This is a genomic window from Mycolicibacterium alvei (genome assembly GCF_010727325.1).
GTDB classification, from domain to species: Bacteria; Actinomycetota; Actinomycetes; order Mycobacteriales; family Mycobacteriaceae; genus Mycobacterium; species Mycobacterium alvei.
This window is the reverse complement of sequence record NZ_AP022566.1, coordinates 236,642-251,465: the sequence shown is the minus strand read 5'-3', so window position 1 is coordinate 251,465 and position 14,824 is coordinate 236,642. Positions and strand designations below refer to the sequence as shown.

Sequence of the window (14,824 nt, the reverse complement as noted above, 5' to 3'; positions counted from 1 at the left end):
CCCATGTCCCACCCCGCACCCTCCCCCGCTCCCCGGCCACGGCCCGCGCCGCTGGCCACACCGCCAGCCGCGCTCAGCGTCCGTGACCGCGTCATGATGCAGCTCACTGAGGGCAAGTGGGACGGCCCACGTGCCTACAAGATGTGGCTGCCGCCCCTGGTCGCCCCAATGGCGCTGGACCGCCTTCTCAGCCAGGACCGCGCGCTCAATCATCCGGCGCACATGCGCATCCCGATGGGCATCATCGACAACCCGCGCAGGCACAGTCAGACGGTCTGGACCATCACCCTCGACGGAACGACCTCCAACGCCGCGATCGGTGGAGCGACACTCCTCGGGAAAAGCACATTCGTCCAAACGATGATCCTCTCGGGAGCATGCACACACTCCCCCCGTGACCTGCAGTTCTACTGCCTGGACTACTCCAGCAACCAACTCGTGCAACTCGAGGATCTGCCACACGTCGGCGGTGTAGCCACCGAACTCGAGGAAGCCAAGGTTCGACGCACCATCGCCGAACTCATCACCCTTCTCGACCGGCGCCGCGCGTACTTCACTCAGCACCGCATCGCCGGCATGGCGCACTACCGCCAAATGCGCAATGACCCCAACCACCCTGTCTCACAGGACCCATTCGGCGATGCGGTGCTCGTGATCGATGGTTGGAGCACCTTTTACGGCAATCCGGACAACGAAAAGCTCGTCGAGCAGATCATCACGCTGGCCACTACTGGTCCCGGTTTCGGGATCCATGTGGTGATCACCACGACCCGATGGTCTGATCTGCGCTCCCGTGTGCGAGACCTGCTCGGACTCAAGGTGGAGTTTCACCCCGCCAGCCCCGACGACACCGTCCTCAATGACAATCGCAAAGCACTCAAATCGGTGCCGAAACGTGCCGGCCGGTGCATGTCCACCGAATACCTGCACATCATGATCGCTGCACCCCGCCTCGATGGTGCGAGCACGATGGCCGGGATCGCCGAGACGTACGCCCAGACCCGCGAGGTGATCACCCAACAGTGGCAAGGGCACCAGTCCGCACCACCCGTCCGGACACTCCCAGATCGAGTTCCGGTGGCCGACCTGCTGCGGATGAAGCCGCTGGCCACCCCACAGGACAGCTACAAGGACCGCTGGACCATCCCGGTCGGTCTACTTGAGCAGACGATGCAGCCAGCGGTCGCAGACCTGGCCAACTATCCTCACCTGCTGGTCTTCGGCGACTCCCGTTCCGGTAAGACCTCGGCGCTGCGCGCCGTGGTCCGCGGGATTCTGCAACGCAACAGCGAAAAGCAGGTCGCGTTCATCGTCGTGGACTACCGCGGCAAACTTCTGGAGCTGATCCCGGAGTCCTACATGGTGCCCAACATGTATCTGCGCAATCCCAACGATGTCGAGCGCTCCAAAGTGCGGTCAGGGCCCCTCGATGCCAATGATCCGATGCAGGTCGACCCCAGCAACCTGCTGGCCGGACTTCTCAACACCCGGCGCCCGCCGGCCTCATTGACCGCCGAGCAACTCAAAGAACGTTCGTGGTGGGAGGGCTATGACGTCGTCCTGGTCATCGACGACTTCCACGCAATGACCCAGGCGCATTCGCACACCAATAGCGCGATGTCCGAACTGCTGCCCTACATCAGCTCGGCGACCGACGTCGGCTTCCACCTCATCGCCGGCTGCCACATGAAGTTCGCCAACGGACTCCTGTCGCGCGGGCTCATCAGCTCGGCGTACGGCATGGGATCCTCCACCATCCTGCTCTCCGGCGACAAGGTGGACTTCCCGAGCGGCCGCGAATTCTCGGTGATGAAGCGGCCCAAGGGCCAAGGGCTCTACCGCACAGCGGACGGCCTGGAGCTAATACAGGCCGGTTTCGATCCGCCGGCGGAATGACGTACCGGTGACAGCTATGAGGAAGGCTGGGCCGTGGCCAAGAAGACGTCGGTAACACTCGTCGACGACTGCGACCCCGCCTCCCCCGGCGTAGTCAAATCCCACGAGATCGTCCTCGACGGCATCGAGTACACAATCGATCTCTGCGACGCCAACGCCGAAAGGCTGCGCCACGATTTGGCCAAATGGATCAAGTGCGCCCGCCGCGTCAAAGGCCCCTGGAAACGCGGGCCCTACAGCTCCACCGTCCCCGCAGTGAGCGACCCCGCCGCCGCACGCACGTGGGCGAAAGCCAACGGCTATCACGTCTCCCCCGTCGGTCGGCTACCGGCCGCAGTGGCCTACGCCTACAACGCGCACATATCGGCTCATCGTCACGGTGACGATTCTGACGCGAGCACCCCGAACCCGTAGCGACTACCTGGCTAGACTCCGTTTTTCACAGGCTTGTACGAACAGAGGCTTTCTGAATGCCCAACCCGGCACCGATTCGCTACGACCAGACTGGCCTAACGGGCCGTATGGCTGTACTACTGACCGAGCTGCCGACAAATGACGCAGGGGTCCCGGTGAATCTGCTACGGGCAGGCACGGACTACGTCGTGATCCTTGATGACACACCCAATCCGACATTGACACTGCGGGTACATCCAGCTGGTCACCCCGAGTCTGTCGTCTTCATCGACCACGCCGAACTTGGCCTGATCGAGCCAGAGACCACCTACTACGCAGTATTAGCGGCAGGCAGCACTCGCGACGATCCAGCGGGAATCGTCCGGCGCATTCACACCAGCCCAATGCCGATCGACGAGGCGTTTGGACGGAACATGCAGTGGCATCCCACGGAGTACCTACGCCGGTACTTCCTGGGACACAACGACGACGATCACGAAGAGATCACCGCCGAGCAGGCCCAGGCCGTAATTGACCGATGGTGCGCCAAGTGGGGGCAGGAGGAACGTCGATCCACGGATGAATCCGCTGGCGGCGTGTGAGGCTTCTGTGCGGTCGAATAAGAGCGACTGCCGCCCGCAACGACAGCCAAAGCTTGAAACGCTGCAGACGCCTCAAAAAATCATCACGGACTGTTCAAACCAGTAACGATGAAGGGGCCTCAAGGCGGCAGCTTGCGAACCGCGGTGCGCTGCATGCCGATATCGGTGGCGGTCTTGTAGATCTCACGAGCGACAATTCCGTACGCCACGAGCACCGCGATCCCCGCAAAGAACTGTATGTGGAGATCGATGACCACGGCCGCCAGGGATACCACGATGAGTGAGAATCCGAGGCGTAGAGCCGCGCCTCTCCCCACCGCGGTCAGATATGCACCCTTACGACGCCAGATCAACGGTGCAGCAAGTAGGCACGCCGAACCAGCGAACAACAGCCCCAGCGTGAGGCCGGACAAGCGGTTTGCCGGCGTGTTCTCCGACGAGACAAACAGCTGGCTCCACGCAGCTAGACCAATCGAGCCGCAGACCAGCATCAACTCGAACTGGCGGTCACTTTCCTGCACGTACAGGGCGTGATCTGCAGCCCGTTCGTCGTCGGAGCGTGTAGAGCCGGCTGCGGCATCTTTGATTACTACGCTGGTCGTACCGATCCGCTTTCGGAACGCTTCCAGCCACTTGTTGACAGGCATGCGGGGCCCGGGAGTTGAGCAGGCGATTCGGCATACGTAATCGGCATAGTCCGCCGCCGCCAGTGCAGCTATCAGGAACACGGCGGGTTTGAGCACCGTGGATTCGTACGCCCCAACATCGATCACGGTGGGCATGGCGTGCGGAAGCAGCGTCCCAGCGGATCTACTGTCGGGAGATTGTGCTGACAGACCGTGATTTCGAAGCCCATCGCAGCACCTGCCGCTTGGTGGACCCATCCGCTGCGCTTCACATGGTCTGCGCTGGCGACCAAACGTTCGAGGAGAAGCCCGATCACCCGGTTGCTGTCCCCTTCTCCCATTGCGGCGAACAGCAAGTCGCTGAGCAGCCCGATCTCTTGGACGACCAGCGGCATCTCGGCGGGACTGTAGGGCTCGGCCGGATCGGCACCCGGCCATCCCGACCGCCGGTCGCGCCAATCACCAAGAAACTCGAGCATCTGCCAACCGGCATCAAGCGCTTGACGATATCGACCGGCGCCGAGGTCAACGACGATTCCGGACCGCGCACGGACGATACGGTCAAGCACCGCGGCCCGATCATCTATGAACTCGGAGCTCGTCATCGCAGCCTGTCCAGAGTCAGTTGGCGTTCCCTGAACATCATTGACCGACCGAGCACTGTCGCGTGGGCGATTTCACGCGGTTGCGTTCCCGAGTCTTCTGGAAACGATCGCCCCACCCGATGTTCGAACGGGCACGCACAATGGTGGCCCAGCGGAACAGCCCGCTAGTTGAGACGTCGGCGCGCGCGGCCCCGCCACGGCCCGAATTGGCCTCTCATCGCGAGCTTGTAGCCGCTCCGCGTGGGCCTTCTGACGTAAGGGCGCGCTCGGCCGACGACCTCGGAGTGTAGAACGTTGCCGAGACCAGGGTTTGAGCCTCGTTGTGCGTCCAGGGGTATCGAGCGTCTTCCCTCGTCGGCAATCAGAGACGCAGAGCTGACCGCCAAAGTGCCATTGGCCAGTTGCCACTCCCCCGAGTTCGCACGAGCGCTGAGGCCGTGGCTGTTCCCACCTGGGAATACATCCCAGTCAGGCCACAGACGCACAAACAGGAGCGGCCTGGATAGACGGTGCCTGAGACGACGTATGTGCCTAGAGAAGCGCACTGGGGAGCCATTCTGGGACTCACGCTGATAGTCGCTTCTCGGCGGGCTGGCGTTTCCCCAGGTCGACGCTCCCTTCCGGTCTCCGGCGAGGGCGTCTGGCCGCCGCGCATGAGACCGGGCCGCCCTTCAAGACGGCGCCTCGCGTTCGGCACATTCTGGTTACAAGCAGTCCGTATCGCGCTCTCATCCGGGAATGCTCGATGGCGTACTCGCCAATGCAAGGCGAGCGGATATGGAGCCCCACTCCCCCGCTGACGGCACCTTCGTGGGTCCAACGATGTTGAGGGCTGGCCCCGTTGATCGGTCCGGCGGAAACGGAATCGAGACGTCGGGCCAAGAGCGGTGGCGAGTGGGCCTTGGTAGCCCAATCGTCACCGCACACCAGCGGTCTCTATTGATCGTCATCGTGCTGCGCATCTCTGCGGTGGCTATGCCGGCTGCACTTATTAGCGCACCAGACACGTTTGCGATGAACTCCACCGCGATGACATTTAGGCACGCCGCCGAAGCGGGTGCAGAGGCATTTGATGCGGGTGCTAACCGCGTCCAGTGATACATGCAGAGGCGTGTCTACGCACTTCGCGAATCATCGCGAGCCACATTAAGCTCCCCGCCTGCGCCAATAGCGGCATCTCTCGTGGGGTGTGGCACCCAGGCACTGGCGGGCCTCTCTCATGTACTGTGCGGGGCGCAATCAACTAGTGATGAACCGAGCCAGAGCAGCCCAGGAGGTGATTTGATGCAAGGAAGCACATCGCATGAAGATGCAGGTCCGGCGCATAGTGTTCGACCTGTCCTCCAGGCTATTGTCGGCGTCGCATCCGACACCCAGAGAAACCCCATCCTGCTCCCGAAAATGCCTGGTAACGCGGGTATGGCGCGCTTGGTGCCGCGTTCCTTGCGCGTGTCGTATCGGGTGGATGGTCGCGCTACGAATCGTGCTCTGCATAACGCATACTTGCGCGTGATACCTCGCGCCCTGCACTGCGCCCGACGGGGCGCGTTGGGTCGCGCACGGGCCTGCGCGGACTCCCACGTGTTGGGCCACGCGGATGCCGCGCGGTTGAGCGCGCGAGTACCAGAGCCCAATGCCACGCGGTTTGGCGGGCTAGCTGCTGCGCCCGTCATACGCGCTGTAGCACGCGTACGAGTGCGCGCTGGTGCACGCCTTCAGGTACGCCCATGTATTGGCGCGTCGCAACGCGTACGCGCCCGCGTCATATGCCGCCTTTCAATAGGCGTACTAGCACGCGTGATCAGACGCGCCCTAGTGGGCGGATGGCCACGCGTACTGATGGGCGACTGCACCGCGGTATATGTCGCGCTCACAACCGCCCCGAATTCAGCGCTGATATGCGCACCGTGCGGGGCGCGATAGTGCGCGCTTCATGGAGCGGTGCGTGGTGCGGTATATACCGCGAGCCGCAAGGCGTTACCAACGCGTGATGCAACGCGTGATGCAACGCTCGGTGTGGTGCGCTAGTATCAGCGCTAATCGCGCGTGACGTTGCGCCCGTGGACATGCGGGGAATGACGCGCGATATGGCGCGACATCCGACGCGCGTTACCGGGCGTAAATACCCTTGGGAGGGTAAGGAATGATGACGGAGTTGACTGCACCAGTCCACGCGTTGGCCTCAGTGGTGCCATCGCCGTTCCGGGTGATCGCGTTCGCAAACGGCAAGGGCGGAGTCGGGAAGACCAGCGCCACGGCGAACCTGGCCGGCCTCTACGGCCAGGCCGGCTATCGGGTGCTGGTGCTTGAGCTGGATCCACAGGGCAACTGCGCTCGCGACTACGGCCTGCCGGTCGATGAGTACGAGTCGATCAAGGATGTGATCGACGCTAATGGTGAACAGCATGCAGCGGCCTTGCTGTTGAAGTCCCCGAGTGCGCCACCGCCGCTGTACACCGAGGTGCGGCCCAACGTTGATCTGATCGCTGGCGGTGGGGGACTGGAGCGCATCTACAAGTACTTCGCGGCGAACTCCAAGGAGAGCCTCGCCGATGCCATCCAGCGGGAGATCATCGGCCTGGGTCGATCCTATGACCTGATCCTGATCGACGCCCCACCGGTTGATATCACTGCGCTCGAAGCGGTGTTGCGGGTGGCCGGCATGGTGGTCATTCCGGTCAAGGCTGACGACGCGAGCATCGACGGGTTGTCGACAATTGCGGATCTGTTCGGGCCGGCGAAGCTGGACAACCCCTGGTTGAGCCTTGGCGGCGTGGTGAGGTTTGGCATCGGAAGTCAGGCCACACGGGTTGCAGCCCGCGCGCGGGACACGGTCGAGCGGATTCTTGGTGGTGTCTCGCCCGTCTTCGACGCCATCATTCGTCACTCGGATTCGGCGATGCAGGATTCTCGCCGCCACGGGCTTTTGGCCCACGAGCTGGAGTCGGCGAGCACCGATGCCAAGAGTAGGAAACTTGCAGCTCTGCGATCAGGCCAGAAGCTCAGTGACGATGTGGTGGGCACCGGGGCTGGGACCAGTAAGGGGTTGGCCGAGGACTACGAGAACCTTGCAGCAGAGGTGCTCATGAGGATGAACGAATTGATCAGCGAAGACGCGGCAGCGGGGGAGGAGATCTGAAATGGCCTCGAACGGGAATGCGAACCATAAGAACTTGGCCGGCGCGTTCGGCGGGGCCCCCGCGTCGGGGCGGGGGAGCAGGCTGCAGGGTTTGCTCGATACGCCTGCTCGTGCCGCAGCCGCGGCGCAGCCAGCCCAGACGACACCTCCCCCTTCAGAGCCGATCCCGCCGGCAGATCCTGCTGAAAGCACTCCCGCGGTGCCTGCCGACAACCTGGAGTCCGCCTCCCCGGGGGGAGACGAAACTGCAGCTGCGGACAACGGCGGTGGTGCTGGTAGCACTCGGACCGTTGTTCGGCCGCGGCGACCGCGCACCGGGACTGCGGGCAGAGGAGCATCCGCGTCGTCGGTGTACCTGACTGCCGAGGCCTATAAGCAGCTCACGACCACAAAGCGGCTCAAGGTCAAGGACTACGCGCAGATTGTTCAGGACGCATTCGCCCAGATCGCGAAGGAAGCGGCCGACCAACAGAAGTCGCCTGATGATGTGTTGGCGGATCTGTTCAAGGTCTCTGAGAGCGCGGACCCATGGTTGATGCCGTCGTCGACAACGCGTGCCAAGTCGTCAACGCCTCTGACTGAGGCGCGGATCTCCTTCAGTGCCCCGCAGCGCGAGTGGATTGAGGGACGGATGGCAGCCGTCAAGGTCGATGCGTTCTCTGAGTTCATTGCCCGGGTGCTCGAACACCATTTGCTGCCGGCGAAAGCCAAGCGTGGCAAGAAGCCAGTGCAGAGGCCGGAGGGCTGAGTGCCGCTGGTTGGGCCGCGGCCCGATGTCGCGATGGGTCTTGTTGGCCCTGGAGTGGCCGGCGGGTAGAAGTCGGGTCTGGCAGGGCTTGCCTGGGGGAGCCATGTTCTTCTGACAGGGCTCTCCGTCTTGCGTCGACGCAGCGCTTCGACCGTGTGGGGTCAGCGAGCGGTTTACTGCCGAAAGCCGGAGTTTGTCCGGCATACGCTAACGGGATTCACCCTGGCCAGTACAGCCGTACGGTATTACGGGAGTACGGCTCAGCGGGTGTACGGCACTAAGGGATTACGGCTATTCGGGAGTACGGGCCTGCGGCAATACGGGCACACGGTCCTACTGCACTACTGTATGACGGGACTACGGTTCCTCGGTAGTGCGGTTCTACGGTTTTGCGGTATCACGGCTCCACAGCGCAACGGTATCGCGGTATGACGGGGGTACGGCGTCGCGGTGCAGCGGTGCAGCGGTACTGCGGCACTGCGGCACTGCGGCACTGCGGTAAAACGGGTGTACGGAATCGCGGGTTTACGGGTCAAAAGTGGGTACCATCATTGTTGTGGTTCCGAGGGCCTTCCAACTGTCGCAAGGGGGATAGGTGAATGCGCCTATGACCTCCAAAGGCGAGACGCCGGCTCCGCGCCCCAATTCGGCGCAACCGGAGGCTCCCGACGATGTCGGGGCCAAGAAGCTGGTGAAATTCACGCTCGATGTGGGCTTGGACTTGCACAAGGCGATGAAGATCCAGTCGATCCGCACCAGAACCCCGATCGTGGCTGTGGCGCGCATTGAGCTTGAGCGTCACTACAAAACGTCACCTGACGTAAGCCCGGGCGTGTACCCGCTCGAACGGGACGAGCCGACCAAACGCATCACGTTGGATCTCGACGAGGACTTGGTCATAGAGATGGACCTGCAGCGCGTCCTACGCGACGCCAAGGTGAAGGATGAAGTCCGGCTCTTGATGGCCAAGCACTATCTGCCTGATTCTGCCCCGAAGGCCTAATTGATCCAGGGGTGATCCCGCCGGCGCCAGACCGGGTTCACTTTGCCGAGTCGTAGAACTCAATCACCAGGGCGGCGTTTCGTTCAAGTAAGCGTCCGCACACCCTGCGATGCCACGACGCGGTGTAGGCCGGGTTTGGGTGATGCTTGGCGTAGCCCGCATCTGTCCGATAGGTAATCACGACGCCTGGGCCGACGTGTTCGGCGACGAGCTCCTTCAGGTAGTTCTCCGTGAAGGTCACAATCGCTGCGATGCGTTCAGGAAGGTGGTACGGCGTAGGGTCGCGACCGTCTTCCCAGTCAGCGATCACTCCGGCGGTGATACCGAGGACTTCCGACAGCTGGGCTCTGCTGAAGCCTAGGAACTCCCGTTGGACGCGCAGCTGCGCACCGGTCATCCGCCGGCCGCCGTGGCTTTCGGTGGGCGCGGTGGTCGTCTGTCGATCTGGGGTCGAGGTCAACGCGGGCGTGAATTCCGTTGGCACGTCGGCTCAGTCGCGCACGACAGCCCGATCGATAGCGCCATCACCTAACCCTTCCGCAGTTGCTGAACCCTCCCTCATCATACCCATGAAAAGTATGGGAAGAATGTGCATCATGGGCCCTTCGTTCCCCCATAGAATATGGGGGTACATACAGCTACGGGTAGGGGAAATTGGTGGCCAAGCAAGCCCACGTCTTCGTCCTCGACGACTGCGTTATCGGCCCCGACGGCGAAGTGATCGTCGAAAAGTCCCCCCAAACTGTTACCGACGTCGTCAAACTCACCCAATGGCTCACCAAGCGGGGCGCGCACGCCCCTGTCTTTTGGCTGCTGGGGGCCGAACTGGCGCAACGGTACGGGTGGCTGGACAACCCCGAGGATGTCAAGGCGACCGCAGAAGCGGTCCACGACTCCGTGCTGGACGCCTACAAAGTCCTCGACTCCAACGCGATCGTTGAAAAACGTGCCTACCGCTTCCGCGTGTGCCGCTCGTGGGCCCGCCGCGACGAGGTGATCGCCGAGGTCATCGCCGCCCGCCTGGGCATGATCACCGACGGCAATCGCGGCGTCATCGACAACCTGGTCACTGACGACCCGGTGCGCGAGATCATCCACCGTGTCCGCTGGATCAACGACCATCTGGGTATCGAAGCCGCGGGACCGGCGGCTCAGCTGGGCGCACGCATCGCCGAGCAGACCTGGAATCCTCTTCCCCCCGAGGGGCAGTGGCCGCTCACCGAGGCTCAGCTCACGCCGACGCGCCTGGAGCCCGTTACCAACTGGGCAGCCGAAAAGCCCGTGCGCGGAGGGAAACTCGTCGTCACCGACCAGCGGCGGGCCGTTCTGGCCGCGATGGGGACTACGCCGCTGGGGGTGGGCGCACCCGAACACTTTCCCAACGCCGAAGACATCGACTGGGCTGAAAAGAATCCGCCGGTGGCCGTCGCCCTCGTTACGTTCCCCGCCTTGAGCTATCTGAATCTTCCCGAGTCGTTCAAAGTGCATCCGGCCCAACGTGTCGATGAGCCGGTCACCGATTGGGCCTGCACACGCACCATCAAGCAGATGCTTGAGCCCACCGCTGACGGCGGCCACGGCATGGACAGCTCTGATCTGGAGATCGGCGAGGCCTACGTGTGGCCGCAAACCAGCGTCAAGCTGGGCGCCTGGGCCAAGAAGATCCGCGACGCGATCGCCGAGGCCGATGGCGATCCGTCTCTGGACCGACTGTTCAAAGAGATCTACGCGCGCTACTACAGCCACGTGTCCTCGCAGTACTCGGCCAAAACAGTGCACAGCCAGCTGGTTTGGTCGGGCTGCATTCGCGCCGACGTGCGGGCGCGAGGCTTGCGCTACCAAGCCAAGATCCAGCGCGATTACAACGGGCTGCTCCCGGTTGCCGGCGTAGCCGACGCCTGGATCTACCGTCTGCCCGCGCGAGCCGACAGCTCCTTTCTCACCGACCCCTCGACGGCCAACGGCAAGTACCGAGTCAAAGAGGAGCTACCCCACACGGTCGAGACCTGGCGCAAGCTGACCCGAACCACCCGCACAGGACAACCGAAATGACGTCGGGGGATGGGGGATTCCTGACTCCGCTGGGCGCCGCGGCCGCCGGCGACGACGAGCCGAGACCCAACCGTCCGATGCGCGCCGCGGGATACAGCCACTTGCTGTCCACCGCTCGCGACCGGGGGGAAGCTCACGAGATCCGCAACCTGGTGGCCCAGGCGACGGGCCGTGCCGCGCGTACGCTGCGCGACTGGAATCGTCACGGTGTCCCGCCGTCGGGTGTAGCTGCGGTCAACCGCGCAACTGCGGTGTGGCGGCTGGGTGGCATTCAACGCACAGCCGATGCCTTCGGGCTCTCGGTGCGAAAGACGTTGTCGTGGCTGGCTGGCCGCGGCCGGCGCAGCCGGGCCGAACGGGATCGAATCGAGCGGATCATTTACTCGATCGGCGTGGGCGTCACCCTGCTTGTTCGTGTCGAGTTCAATACGCTTACCGGCGGGCTACAAGCAGAATCCGGTCGCGAGGTGGAGGTCATCCTCAGCGTCCACGAGCGCGATATCGAGGCGCTGGACCGTCTCGTTCGATCCGGTGACATCGGCTCGGCGCTCCAGATCCTCGAACCCCTCATCTACGGCCAGTACATGGAAGAGATGGTGGACGTGGAGCTGACTCAAATCCTCACTCCTGGAACCGATTTGTGGGACCAGGCCGACTATGTACTAACTCCTGAAGGTGTGGTGGGACCAGGCTATGAGCACTAACTGGACACTTCGCGGCCTGGCCCTGGCGGCCACGGTCTCATTGACGATGCTCACTGCGCCGCCAGCAGCGGCGATCGCGCCGCCGGTGATCGATCCGGCAGCAGTGCCTCCCGATACGACGGGCCCGGAGCAACCTCTGGAGCAGCGCAAGGCGTGCATGGCTGCCTTCGCCACCGAAGGCGCGGTGTTCAACGACGCACAGTGGTCGCAGCGCTATCTGCAACTCGGCGAGGCTCATAAGTGGTCTACCGGCAAGGACGTCCTGGTGGCCGTGATCGATACCGGCGTCAACGGCTCTCCTCGGGTCCCGGCCGAACCTGGCGGGGACTACATAACCCCCGATGGCAACGGGCTGTCGGACTGTGATGCCCATGGCAGTCTCGTGGCATCGTTGATCGCCGGTCGACCCGCGCCCGAAGACGCGTTTGTCGGTGTCGCGCCCGAGGCCCGCATCGTCTCCATCCGACACACTTCCAAGGCATTCTCACCGACAAGCGCCCAGAGAGATCCCAACGACCCCAACCAGTCTGAGGCAGCTGGATCGATCCGTACCTTGGCCCGCGCGATCGTGCACGCCGCCAATCTCGGGGCTCGCGTCATCAACATCTCCCTGACGGCATGCATCAAGGCCACCGAGCGCATCGACCAGAACACGCTCGGCGCCGCGGTGCGCTATGCCGTTGTCGACAAGGACGCAGTCGTGGTTGCCTCGGCCGGCAATCAGAACGAAGGGGGTCTGGGTGGCAGCTGTGTCCAGAACCCGCCGCCGAGTGCAGACAAGCCCGACGACCCGTTCGGCTGGGGCAACGTCAAGACCGTGGTCAGCCCCGCCTGGTACAGCCCCCTGGTCTTGTCCGTGGGCGCCATCACTGAAAGCGGCAAGCCCGCCGACTTCTCCATGAGCGGGCCATGGGTCGCGGCCGCGGCCCCGGGAGAACGCTCAGTCGCCCTGTTCAACAACGCCCCGGTCAATGCTCGACCGGGCGACGAAGGGCCGGTCGACATCAACGGGACCTCATTTTCCAGTGCTTACGTCGCCGGTGTCGCTGCGCTCGTGCGCGCGAAGTACCCCGACTGGACCGCCAACCAGGTGATGGACCGCATCCTGCGCACCGCCCGACATCCAGGCGCGGGCCGCGACAACACCGTGGGATACGGTCCTGTCGACGCACTGGCCGCACTCACCTGGGATGTACCGCTTGGGCCGCAGGTGCCGACGTTCCCGACCAAACAGATCCCGCCGCCACCGCCGCCATATGTCCCTGATCGCGGGCCCAATACGTTGGTCCTGCTGGTCGTAGCGGGCAGCGCGGTCGTCGCCGCCGCGGTGTGGCTGATCCGACGGGCGGTGGGTTCACGATGATCGGGCGTTTCTCCATCAAGCAATCCACCCCGCATGTGATCGTTGCGGCGACGCTCATCGTGGGCCTGGCCCTGATGCCCTGGCCGTGGTGGGCCCGACTGGCCGGCGCGGTGCTGGTGATCATGCTGGCCACCTTCGCCTTCGATAGCCGCCTGTTCACGGAGTGGCTCAGGTTGTTGATCAACATCAGGGGCCGTCGCCACCAGTTGCCCGTGATTTCTCGCGCTGATCGGGGCGCGCTGGCCATGCCAGGCGAAGATGTCGCCGTCCGGTGGGAGGGCGATACCCTCACTGCTCTCATCGCCCTGCATCCGCGGCCGTTCACGTTCAGCATCGTTCTGAACTCCGGGCGGACGCTTCACGACGATACGGTCTCCACCAAGCTCATTGCCGACACCATCGCCAAGCTGGACGTCCCCGTCACCGTCGACGTGGTCTCCGCCGGCTGGCGGGTCGCCCGCAAAGCCCCCCGCACGGTCCACCAGCTCTACGAGCAGATGATCGCCAACGATCCGTGCCCGGCTGTGCGACGCACATTCCTGGTTGTGCGACTCGACCCCAAGACGGCCCTGCAGCCAGCGAAGTGGCGCGGCAGCGGAATCCCCGGTGTGGCTGCAGCCGCGGTCTCGGCCGCCACCCGCCTCGCTGAGGAACTGTCGCGCCACGGTGTCGAGGCCCGGGTGTCGTCGGACTTCCGTATCTACGATCAGCTCACCGATCCCGGCAAGGTCGAGAAGGAGAACTGGTCAGACATCCACGGCCGCGACGACTACACCACGGTGTTTTCCGCCCCAGGGGGGCCCGACCAGTGGTGGTCGGTACGTGCTGACCGGACGGTGACGCGGACCCGGCTCGCGGTGGGCCAGCCGCCGCGTTCGGTGGTGGCCCTGTCCACGGTCGGCCGGATGAAGCTCAATCCCGTGGGCTGGACACGTCTGCGGGGAAGCCAGATCGCGGGCCTGAGCGGACAGACCCCGGTCACCGACACCCACTGGGACATTCCTATCGGCTCGGCGGGACTTCTCGTAGGTGTCGTGCCAGGCAACGCCGAGAACCCCGCTCACAGCGAATCCCATGTCTACCTGCCACTGGATACGGTCGACTCTGTGCTGCACATCGCTGACCCGATGGTTACGGTGCAGGTGATCGTGCGTGCTGCGGCCTGTGGTGCGATCATCCGGCTACCTGCCGATCCGGCTTGGCGTGCCGTCGCTGAGCGAGTGGGAGCCAGTTTCGGCCAGGACGCATACCTGGAATGGCCGAGTCGGGCGCGCACGTGGTTGGTAACTCACCGCTCCAGCCACATTGTGCAGTTCAACGACCGCGAGATCGTGACCGAGCGGGGCCGGATGCCGATCACCTGGATTCGACCTCGGGAGGAAGTGGCGACGCTGACATGATCCCGCCCGCAGTAGTACTGGCCAAAATTTGCGCATCAGAGCCCACCTGAAGTCCGCTACCGTCATTTGAAAGGCATTACGGTGCCGACGAATAGGAGTTTCCATGTCCGATAACACTCCCGGGGCCTATCCTCGACCGGCCATCGACGCCATCGTCGATGGCCCCGATTCGGCGGCGCCCTCTGTCGCTCCGCCCCAGGTTCCGGCTCCGCCTCCGATCCCAGCGCCCCAGGAACAGCCGCCGGGCGACGGCAGCATGACCATGCCGACGCATTCGAATCTCTGGCAGAACC

At 63.7% G+C, this 14,824-nt stretch carries 13 protein-coding genes; 10 read left to right on the top strand and 3 right to left on the bottom strand.

Features of this window, described 5'->3' with window-relative positions; all coding sequences use genetic code 11:
• The first annotated feature begins 3 nt into the window (after nucleotides 1-3).
• Genes eccCb through G6N44_RS28775 form a run of 3 tightly spaced genes read left to right on the top strand, consistent with a single transcriptional unit; the run spans nucleotide 4 to nucleotide 2,891 of the window.
• A complete protein-coding gene (gene eccCb / locus G6N44_RS28785; protein WP_163670674.1) occupies nucleotides 4-1,896 on the top strand; it encodes a type VII secretion protein EccCb in 1,893 nt (630 codons plus the stop codon).
• Nucleotides 1,897-1,929: 33 nt separating this feature from the next.
• Nucleotides 1,930-2,310, top strand: coding sequence for a histone-like nucleoid-structuring protein Lsr2 (locus tag G6N44_RS28780; RefSeq protein WP_064915513.1), 381 nt, complete (start codon nucleotides 1,930-1,932; stop codon nucleotides 2,308-2,310).
• A gap of 56 nt (nucleotides 2,311-2,366) precedes the next feature.
• Nucleotides 2,367-2,891 (top strand): DUF7161 family protein, encoded by a 525-nt coding sequence (locus tag G6N44_RS28775; RefSeq protein ID WP_425561216.1) that lies wholly within the window; start codon nucleotides 2,367-2,369, stop codon nucleotides 2,889-2,891.
• A gap of 119 nt (nucleotides 2,892-3,010) precedes the next feature.
• Here G6N44_RS28775 and G6N44_RS28770 read toward each other — a convergent pair whose 3' ends face one another.
• Together G6N44_RS28770 and G6N44_RS28765 are read right to left on the bottom strand one after the other, a co-directional pair.
• The gene (locus tag G6N44_RS28770; protein WP_064915515.1) at nucleotides 3,011-3,673 is read right to left on the bottom strand and encodes a hypothetical protein; all 663 of its coding nucleotides are present in this window, start codon (nucleotides 3,671-3,673) and stop codon (nucleotides 3,011-3,013) included.
• Nucleotides 3,661-4,122 carry a hypothetical protein gene (locus G6N44_RS28765; protein WP_064915516.1) on the bottom strand — a complete coding sequence of 154 codons (462 nt, stop codon included), beginning with the start codon at nucleotides 4,120-4,122 and terminating at the stop codon, nucleotides 3,661-3,663. The genes G6N44_RS28770 and G6N44_RS28765 overlap by 13 nt, the downstream gene beginning before the upstream one ends.
• A 2,155-nt stretch (nucleotides 4,123-6,277) precedes the next feature.
• Here G6N44_RS28765 and G6N44_RS28760 point away from each other — a divergent pair.
• From G6N44_RS28760 to G6N44_RS28750, 3 genes are all read left to right on the top strand, one after another.
• Nucleotides 6,278-7,261, top strand: a complete 984-nt coding sequence (locus G6N44_RS28760) for a ParA family protein (RefSeq protein WP_163670672.1) — start codon at nucleotides 6,278-6,280, stop codon at nucleotides 7,259-7,261.
• 349 nt (nucleotides 7,262-7,610) lie between these two features.
• On the top strand, nucleotides 7,611-8,009 hold the full coding sequence (locus G6N44_RS28755) for a hypothetical protein (RefSeq protein ID WP_064915420.1): 399 nt from the start codon (nucleotides 7,611-7,613) through the stop codon (nucleotides 8,007-8,009).
• 607 nt (nucleotides 8,010-8,616) lie between these two features.
• The gene (locus tag G6N44_RS28750) at nucleotides 8,617-9,012 is read left to right on the top strand and encodes a hypothetical protein (protein ID WP_064915419.1); all 396 of its coding nucleotides are present in this window, start codon (nucleotides 8,617-8,619) and stop codon (nucleotides 9,010-9,012) included.
• A 37-nt stretch (nucleotides 9,013-9,049) separates the two neighbouring features.
• Here the strand turns inward: G6N44_RS28750 and G6N44_RS28745 are convergent, their stop codons facing one another.
• Complete coding sequence (locus G6N44_RS28745; RefSeq protein WP_064915418.1) at nucleotides 9,050-9,496, bottom strand: helix-turn-helix domain-containing protein; 447 nt, start codon at nucleotides 9,494-9,496, stop codon at nucleotides 9,050-9,052.
• A gap of 173 nt (nucleotides 9,497-9,669) precedes the next feature.
• Here G6N44_RS28745 and G6N44_RS28740 point away from each other — a divergent pair, with 173 nt between their 5' ends.
• From G6N44_RS28740 to eccE, 4 genes are read left to right on the top strand one after another with little or no spacing between them, the layout of a single operon-like run.
• Nucleotides 9,670-11,064, top strand: a complete 1,395-nt coding sequence (locus G6N44_RS28740; RefSeq protein ID WP_131813264.1) for a hypothetical protein — start codon at nucleotides 9,670-9,672, stop codon at nucleotides 11,062-11,064.
• A complete protein-coding gene (locus tag G6N44_RS28735) occupies nucleotides 11,061-11,768 on the top strand; it encodes a hypothetical protein (protein WP_064915416.1) in 708 nt (235 codons plus the stop codon). The genes G6N44_RS28740 and G6N44_RS28735 overlap by 4 nt, the downstream gene beginning before the upstream one ends.
• On the top strand, nucleotides 11,758-13,131 hold the full coding sequence (mycP, locus tag G6N44_RS28730; protein WP_064915415.1) for a type VII secretion-associated serine protease mycosin: 1,374 nt from the start codon (nucleotides 11,758-11,760) through the stop codon (nucleotides 13,129-13,131). Before G6N44_RS28735 ends, mycP begins: the two co-directional genes overlap by 11 nt.
• Nucleotides 13,128-14,531, top strand: a complete 1,404-nt coding sequence (gene eccE, locus G6N44_RS28725; protein WP_064915423.1) for a type VII secretion protein EccE — start codon at nucleotides 13,128-13,130, stop codon at nucleotides 14,529-14,531. The genes mycP and eccE overlap by 4 nt, the downstream gene beginning before the upstream one ends.
• The last annotated feature ends 293 nt before the right edge of the window (nucleotides 14,532-14,824 follow it).

What these genes read in the sequence shown, in the direction of transcription:
- eccCb (WP_163670674.1), top strand. Translation starts at nt 4, where the DNA reads ATGTCCCACCCCGCACCCTCCCCCGCTCCCCGGCCACGGCCCGCGCCG.
- G6N44_RS28775 (WP_425561216.1), top strand. Translation starts at nt 2,367, where the DNA reads ATGCCCAACCCGGCACCGATTCGCTACGACCAGACTGGCCTAACGGGC.
- G6N44_RS28770 (WP_064915515.1), bottom strand. Translation starts at nt 3,673, where the DNA reads ATGCCCACCGTGATCGATGTTGGGGCGTACGAATCCACGGTGCTCAAA.
- G6N44_RS28765 (WP_064915516.1), bottom strand. Translation starts at nt 4,122, where the DNA reads ATGACGAGCTCCGAGTTCATAGATGATCGGGCCGCGGTGCTTGACCGT.
- G6N44_RS28750 (WP_064915419.1), top strand. Translation starts at nt 8,617, where the DNA reads ATGACCTCCAAAGGCGAGACGCCGGCTCCGCGCCCCAATTCGGCGCAA.
- G6N44_RS28735 (WP_064915416.1), top strand. Translation starts at nt 11,061, where the DNA reads ATGACGTCGGGGGATGGGGGATTCCTGACTCCGCTGGGCGCCGCGGCC.
- mycP (WP_064915415.1), top strand. Translation starts at nt 11,758, where the DNA reads ATGAGCACTAACTGGACACTTCGCGGCCTGGCCCTGGCGGCCACGGTC.
- eccE (WP_064915423.1), top strand. Translation starts at nt 13,128, where the DNA reads ATGATCGGGCGTTTCTCCATCAAGCAATCCACCCCGCATGTGATCGTT.